5 protein-coding genes are annotated in these 7,408 nt (G+C 35.8%); all 5 read right to left on the bottom strand.

Translation table 11 applies throughout. The features are described 5' to 3' along the window. Positions 1-129: 129 nt before the first annotated feature. The 5 genes from MW688_RS19080 to MW688_RS19060 all read right to left on the bottom strand — a co-directional run bounded on the left by MW688_RS19080 (position 130) and on the right by MW688_RS19060 (position 6,807). The gene (locus MW688_RS19080) at positions 130-651 is read right to left on the bottom strand and encodes a pentapeptide repeat-containing protein (RefSeq protein WP_486737601.1); all 522 of its coding nucleotides are present in this window, start codon (positions 649-651) and stop codon (positions 130-132) included. Between the two features lie 706 nt (positions 652-1,357). Next, positions 1,358-2,605 (bottom strand): AAA family ATPase, encoded by a 1,248-nt coding sequence (locus tag MW688_RS19075; protein WP_486737600.1) that lies wholly within the window; start codon positions 2,603-2,605, stop codon positions 1,358-1,360. Then, positions 2,602-3,237 (bottom strand): RNA ligase family protein, encoded by a 636-nt coding sequence (locus MW688_RS19070; protein ID WP_486737599.1) that lies wholly within the window; start codon positions 3,235-3,237, stop codon positions 2,602-2,604. The genes MW688_RS19075 and MW688_RS19070 overlap by 4 nt, the downstream gene beginning before the upstream one ends. Before the next feature lie 6 nt (positions 3,238-3,243). Beyond that, a complete protein-coding gene (locus MW688_RS19065; protein ID WP_486737598.1) occupies positions 3,244-6,192 on the bottom strand; it encodes a poly(A) polymerase in 2,949 nt (982 codons plus the stop codon). A gap of 27 nt (positions 6,193-6,219) precedes the next feature. Beyond that, positions 6,220-6,807, bottom strand: a complete 588-nt coding sequence (locus MW688_RS19060) for a polymorphic toxin type 47 domain-containing protein (protein WP_486737597.1) — start codon at positions 6,805-6,807, stop codon at positions 6,220-6,222. Positions 6,808-7,408 lie beyond the last annotated feature (601 nt).

The following is a 7,408-nucleotide window of genomic DNA, read 5'->3' as shown; positions in this document are numbered from 1 at the left end:
CTTTAACTCATTACTCATTACTCATTACTCATTACTCATTACTCATTACTCAACCTCAACCAGTAACATTAGGTAAAGATGCGAGGGTCTGAGGTACTAGTGGAAGATGTGACCATACCCTGTCACTCGTTAGTTGTTCTTTATCACACCATGAGGATGTTTACTCTTTTCTAAAAATTCAATCTCTGACTCATCTAGATAAGCTCCCTTCAAGTTAGCCCCCTCTAACTTAGTCCATTCCAAGTTAACTCCCGTTAAATTAGCTCCTCTTAAGTCAGCCCCTTCTAAATTAGTGTCTCGTAAGTTAGCTCCTCTTAAGTCAGCCCCTCCTAAATTGGCCCCTCGTAAGTTAGCTCCTCTCAAGTCTGCATCTCTCAAGTCAGCTCCACTAAGATCAGAATCAATCATTTCCGCATTAATTAAGCAGGTTTGCACCATTGCCGCCTCTACCAGATTTGATTGATTTAGCTTTGCTTGTTTCAGATGAGCTTTAGTCAGGTTCGTACCTTGTAAGTTGGCTTTAATCAGATGCGCTCCAGTTAAATGCGCTCCTATTAAATTGGCATTAGTCAGACAGACTTGAATCAGACTCACGCGACTAAAATCTCGCTGTCCTGCTGCGTAAAGTTGTAAAATTTGTTGAGCATCCATTTTTTTTTCCTGAATATATATTGAAAAAGTGATTTATTAGTTATTTAGAAAACTGGCATTTCTTGATAACAGTGGCTACAACGCCAGTAAATAGTTGCCCTACGTAAATGACGAAGTAATATGTATGAGCAGCAAGGACAATTATGTGTACTGGTCAAGGAAAACCTGGGATATAAAGTTTCATTCTTTTGGCTTTCACTCGTTTTTGGTAGATCTAGACATTGAGAAGATCTATTTAATAAAGCTGGCATTTTTAACCTGATTTTTGTTGATATCAGACTCAAATTTTGGAAGTGGTTCAGAATTGTATTTGCATCCAAAATTCTTGTTTCTATTTAAAGTTGAAAAATTTTTAAATCTTTCTTAACACTTTGATCCTAACATGGAAATCTATGTTAAAAAATTTTAGACACAACTCTTATTAATCGCCGAGCTTCATTGGCTCACCTCTTTTATTAGTACTTATGTACTGGTAGAAGATATGAGCTCAGCTCATATCTTGCACCAAAACAAAAGTACAGAAATTGGCCGACAAGGGAGAATCAATTTTTAAACGCGATCGCATTAATTCTCTTACTTCAAGACTTCAAAACTCATTACTTCTTACTTCAAGACTTCTTACTTGTTACTTCAAGACTTCAAAACTTCAAGACTTCAAGATTCATCCACCACAAGTAAATGAGTGATAAAGATGCAAGATATGAGCTCAGGGAAATCTAGCGATAGTATTACCGATTTCGTCAATAACTAAAAGGCGATCGCTCTCATCCAGTTCAGGAAATTCTATAATTTCTAACTGTCGTATAAGTACCTGTTCTGGCACTCGATGTTTACGTGTTTGATTACGTTGAAAATAAATATTTTCGGGACAAACAAAAATAACTAAAGTAACCAAAGCGCCATAATTATGACTCATATTAATTACTTGTTGGCGAAAATCTCGCCTTAAGCCAGTAGAATCCCAAACAATTTTACTATGACTTTGCAGTAAGGTTTTAAGTTGTTTTTTAGCTATATTAACAATTTGACTATTATGAGATTGATCACTTCGACAACCAGCTATTTTCTCCCTAAGAGAATCAAGAGAAATAACTGTATAATCAGGAAGATTATGAGCAATCCAAGTACTTTTACCCGCGCCACTAATACCACAAGTTAAAACCACTCTAGGGAAAGAATCACGATAAGAAAAAGAACGAGCTAATTCAGATTCAGGAGTAAAGATTTGATTACTTTCCCCACGAGAGATGGCATTACTAAAAACTAAATCCCTAGTATCTAGATCCCAATCCCTCAATTCTTGGTTAAAATATTGACGCCAAGCAAGATATTCTACTCCAAAACGTGACCAAGCTTGATATTCTTCAGCGAACAAACGATACATTTCTATATATTCTAATTGCTGACCCTTGTCTTTACATATTCGTCCGCGAATATCAGCTAATTCTAACCAATAAAGTAATTCTGGATCTGTTAAACGTGCAATTTTTTTATACTCTCCAGGGGGTTTCTCCTGAGTAACTAAGCGAATTGGTTCATGATGATAACCAACTAAGCCTAAAATTGTTTCTACTACTGAATAGGGCAATCCTAAACCTATTAACTTAAATGAGAGGTATGAGCGACCCTTCCTCGGATGTTTAGGGGATATAATCCGAATTTTACCGTCTATTTCTTCTTCTCTAGTAGTTATAGGTTTAGCAATATCATGTAATAATGCTCCTAAAATCAAACTACAACGACGTTCTTTACTGAGATGAGTTGCTTCTGTGGCTAAAATAGAATAAATTTCATTTAACACCATTTCAGTATGAATATGCACATCTCCTTCTCCATGCCATTCTCTATCTTGAGGTGTAGACTTATACTTTTTTAACAAAGGAATTTGTTCCCCTAAACATAAAATAAACTCCTCAAGAGTTGGGGTTGCTTCTTCAAATAGTTTATTTATCATTGCCTTAATTTATTGGGAGTAACTTCTTTAAATATCCAGTGTTCATCAGTTTGTACATGATGAGGACGTACCCATTTAGCTAGATTCTGGCTAAAATCATCATAGTGAAATTGTTCTACATTTCTTACCACAAAGCCTTCGCATTTATCTAAGTCTAAATTATCACCTATTTTCCTAATTTTGGCCTCATCCCAGTAACCTTCATAGATAATAGGGGGTAATTCTAAACCTAAAATTTCTGCCCATTCTTGAGTTTCTAACCAACTCAAACAGCAATTATCTTGATTCCAAATCGAAAACATATAGAAATAACTTGTTAAGTTGTCATAAACAATCGAATGTCTTGCATAAAGATTTTCTCCACAAATACGCCATCCTAAAGGTATATCATGACCTATAGAAGCTTGTAACCTTTTAACCCAAGCCCTAGAGGGATGATGACCACTATCTAGAGAACGAGCATGAATATATTCTGGATAAATAGTGGTATTTTCTCCGTCTAATTTTTCTGTCACGACTACCTGAGAATTAACAAAAATTCTATTACTATCAATTTTCAAATCATCTTCTCCTACTCCTAGAGAAAAACTTAAATGAGGAGTTCTAGGATATTTATAGCGTTTATTAGACATAAATAATTACTCCTTCATAACTTCTACAAAAATCTTCCCACCGGGAGGGAGTTGTTTCCATTTAGACAAATCTTGTTCCCATTCAGTACAAATCAACTGAATTTGTTCATACTTTTCTGTTAAATCTCCACCAATAAGGCCAATTTTAATGGGAACTTTTCCCTTAACTTGAGGATAAGGACGTAAATTTTTACCAACAACTTTCTCTAACTCCATTAACAAAAACCCTACTTTCCGTTTAATTTGACCTTGTATGATAGCCTTGTCATCAGGATTTTGAGTCTCAAAGCTAATTCCCACAAACTGAGACTCACTAGGTATAACAGGCTCCAATAATGCCTTTAAACCACCTGTAGAGTAGCGCTCATTAGCCATTAATGCTTCTAGTGGTAACAAATTCTCAATTGAAGTAATACCCTGACGAGTAATATTAAACCGAGGAGTAGTCGTAGTGAATACCTGAATCGGGTTATCTGAAACCCCCAATTCTCCATCACCTAGATAAATAGAATTATTCCAATTCCAATCAGCTAATGTATCAAAAAAACTCTTTAACCAAGTTTCTGGTGACTCCTGTTTTCCTAAAGCTGCTACCATGACTGCCCAACCTAACCCGGGAATCAACCCAAATGCCCCCTCATCTAATTGGCGCACTTTAGCCCAAGCTTTAATGATTCTAACTACCACTTGCCAAGTTGCAAATTTTTTCCCTAAATAAGCTTGGATAATTTTTGGTTCTTCTTTTGCTTTTTTTATCCTAATGTCTAATTCGGAATCTTCATCCCTGTCTTGTAGGTATTGTAAGTCTAAATCAACTCCATTGAGACGAAGTTTGAGAATAGGTACTAAAGCTTTTAATAATATAGAGTAGGATTTTAGAGTCTTTTCTGTTTCCAATACTTTTACTATCTGATTGAAAAATCTCTGGGTGCTTAATCTACCTTCTACTAGTAAATCAATATCCCCTCCTGATAAAGATATTCCTAAAGCTTCTGAACCTACTATAGTAAATTTACATTGAGAATCTAGATTTCTACAAGCCCTTTGAACTGTTTTAATTATCTCTTGTCTGATAACAGTTTCTAGACGTGAAGGTATTATCCCCATTCTGTTTAAACCTGATTCTAGTTTAGTACTAGTCATCGCTTCCCCAGATGTTAAATTTGGGGATTGGGAATCAGCGTCTGAGGGGGTTACAGATTCTGTATTTGTTGATTTTCCTAAGGAAAGGCTATATTTGACCTCAAAAGGTGTGTTATTTCCTCGGGTAATTAAATGTAAATCTTCTACTCTACAGGATAAAGGTTCAAAATGTCGATTCCATAACTGTAATAAATCTTGAGTGTCCTTACTTTTTGATTTAGCTACAGTTAAATGAGGAGTAAAATTTCCGTGGCGATTTTGTTCTATACATTGGGGAAATACCGCCATTAACTCTGCTTGTAATTTTTTGAGAAGAGTCTGAGATTTTGAATCTGGTTCTAGGTAAATAGTCGTACTAGCTGAATGTTGAAAATAATTGAACCTGACAAAGGTTAAAGAAATCTTATCCCATTTTTCTAGTAGTGGTGTTAACTGAGACACTGCATCCTCAAATTGATTAGAGGGTAAAAAACCATAGAGTAAATTGATATGAGGCATCCATCTTTGATATGATGGACTCCACACTCGCCGTAAAGGCTGAATTTCTCTCCATAATTCTTCAGAAGGAATGATTACTAAAGCACTTTTATGGGTGATTTGTGAGATAGTTTCTAGAGGTGTTTCTGTTCCGATTTTCAGTTTTACTTTTAAACCCCAATGATCTGAAGGATATAGAATAAGATTAGGATGAGGAATTGGTTCTAATCCAATTAAGTCAATACTTTCTGGTTGGATTTTTCCTGTAATCTGTTCCCCTGATTGTAAATCTGAGGCTTGGGGAGTACTACTTAGTAGGGCGCGATCATAACGTCGAGATTTTCCTGAGAGGGACAATTCTTCAGCAAGTGCATTCTTTTCTACATCAAAAGTGAATCCAGAATCATCAGGTTTTAATTGAGTCCATATATCTATATAGTTGTCTGGTAAAACATGATTTTCTTCCATACTCATGTTAAAGTCTCCTAACCAGAGTTGATAAGCATCTTGAGGCAGACCTTTTTTGAGTTGATTAATTTGTTGAGCGCGAATTTCTGGAGGATTTTTACCTCTATTACTAGTCAGATGTAAACAAGTAACAGCTAGTCTATGGTTATTGAGGGGGATTACCCCTGTTAAAAACCTTTTAGGACCTCCTAAATCAAGCATCCATAAGGATTCAGGATAGATACTGCTTAAAAGTAATTGTCCGCAACCTTCTATAGTGCTACCAAGGCCATTTTCAGAGACAAAGTAAGTTTCACGCACCCAATCTTCTTGTAAAATAAGCTTTAGAAAAGGTAGTTGTACTTCTTGTAAGGCGATGATTTCTGGACGATGGTAACTAAGTATTCGGATAATCTCTGGGTAACGTAGATGGCTTTGAATACGGGCCAAGTTGTATTTATTTTGGAGAATATTCCAGGTAATAGCTGATATGGTGCTAATTGGGGTATTTTTTTGGTTGGTGTTTGCTTTTATCCATGTTCCTTGAACTGAATTAAACTGGTACCAGGGTACTTGCACAAAATCTTCTCCAAACCAAGCAATATCATGTTGAAAAGTTATTTTTTCCTGTGGAAGTGTATCTCCAGACCCAAAAATTCTATCAATCCGATTTTGCCTATCCCAGAGTATAATTTTACCCATACGAAAATACTGCAATCTATCCCAAGGAATCAAACCACCTGGTTTGAACTGGGAAAAAGGTACTTCTTTGAGTCCTTCGATTCTATCTATATACCCGACAAGAATCTCACTGGTTGATACTTTTGAATCCCAGCGTAATCTATTGTATATGTCTTGACTGCTTCGTAGTGATTTTTGGTTTTTCATGGCAAATAAATTATTACTAGATGAAAGTTAACGATTGTAGGGAATATCATCAAGCCAAATATGTCCTACAGTTTTGTTTTTAGTGCCAATTCGCCAGCCAACATGAGGTACATCTGGACCAATAATCCATTGTCCATCTTTCACATTATAGTGAGGGTAATCTACACCAACTTTAGATCCTTCTGGACCTTTCCACTCCACGGGAAATGATTTTCCATACATATTTACCCCCCAAATTTTGGGGACAAAGCGATCGCGATTTATACCAGTTCTTCGGAAAGACTCGTTAATAGCATCTTTAAATGTGTAGGATGTTCCTCTCCAGTCTAAGTTATTAGCAGGTTTATAATGAGAATATTCTTGATAACGAATAGGAAGACGGCAAACTACTGTTTCTCCTTCTCTACTTCTTGTATATCTCATTAGCTTTTCAAGTGCTTCTGGAATTCTATCCCGGTTTGCATAGAAGTACCAGCGTAAATCTCTTTCAGTTAGTCCTTGTGAAAGGCGATCAATTTGGGAATTGGCTTGTAATTCCTCTAAATATTTTTCAATACTGGCAATTTCTCCAGTACTGAGATTTCTTGGATAGCATCTATTATTATTGTGTAGCATGACAAAATTTGACCTTTTAAGATAGCTTTTTGTAGTGTTAAAAGTTTGAGTTGTCCACATTTGAAACGCCCATCCGGTTGATATACCCCTGTAACAACTAGGTTCGTAGTTGGACTTTAGTCCAATAGACATCTTTGAAAATAATAACTGGGTTTTGTCAGTCGGAGGCGCGTATCAAACTGGACTCACTCTGGGGAAAATAACCAAACTACTTCTAAAGCACTTGATATAAATCCTTTGAATCGTAAATATCAAGGAGTTTGAGTTATTTACACCCATAATGCTGTTACAGAGCAATTCCCTTGGGAATCTCCGAAGCAGCACGCTATTTTTCGTCAAATCTTTACATAATTACACACTTTTTTAAACCTTATCTACTTATAGTAACATAAAAATTGCTTTTATTGTAACTAATTAAATAAATCTGCTTTGAATATACGATATTGACTAGGTTCGTAGTTGGACTTTAGTCCAATAGACATCTTTTGAATACGAGATATTGGCGGTGCGTTACACGCAGGTTAACGCACCCTACTTTTAATTTTTCTTTTATTGTAACTAATTAAATAAATCTGCTTTGAATATACGATATTGACTAGGT

This window comes from Johannesbaptistia floridana (assembly GCF_057440575.1).
Note: the sequence above shows the minus strand (reverse complement) of the source record. Positions and strands in the feature narration are given on the sequence as shown.

What these genes read in the sequence shown, in the direction of transcription:
- MW688_RS19080 (WP_486737601.1), bottom strand. Translation starts at nt 651, where the DNA reads ATGGATGCTCAACAAATTTTACAACTTTACGCAGCAGGACAGCGAGAT.
- MW688_RS19075 (WP_486737600.1), bottom strand. Translation starts at nt 2,605, where the DNA reads ATGATAAATAAACTATTTGAAGAAGCAACCCCAACTCTTGAGGAGTTT.
- MW688_RS19070 (WP_486737599.1), bottom strand. Translation starts at nt 3,237, where the DNA reads ATGTCTAATAAACGCTATAAATATCCTAGAACTCCTCATTTAAGTTTT.
- MW688_RS19065 (WP_486737598.1), bottom strand. Translation starts at nt 6,192, where the DNA reads ATGAAAAACCAAAAATCACTACGAAGCAGTCAAGACATATACAATAGA.
- MW688_RS19060 (WP_486737597.1), bottom strand. Translation starts at nt 6,807, where the DNA reads ATGCTACACAATAATAATAGATGCTATCCAAGAAATCTCAGTACTGGA.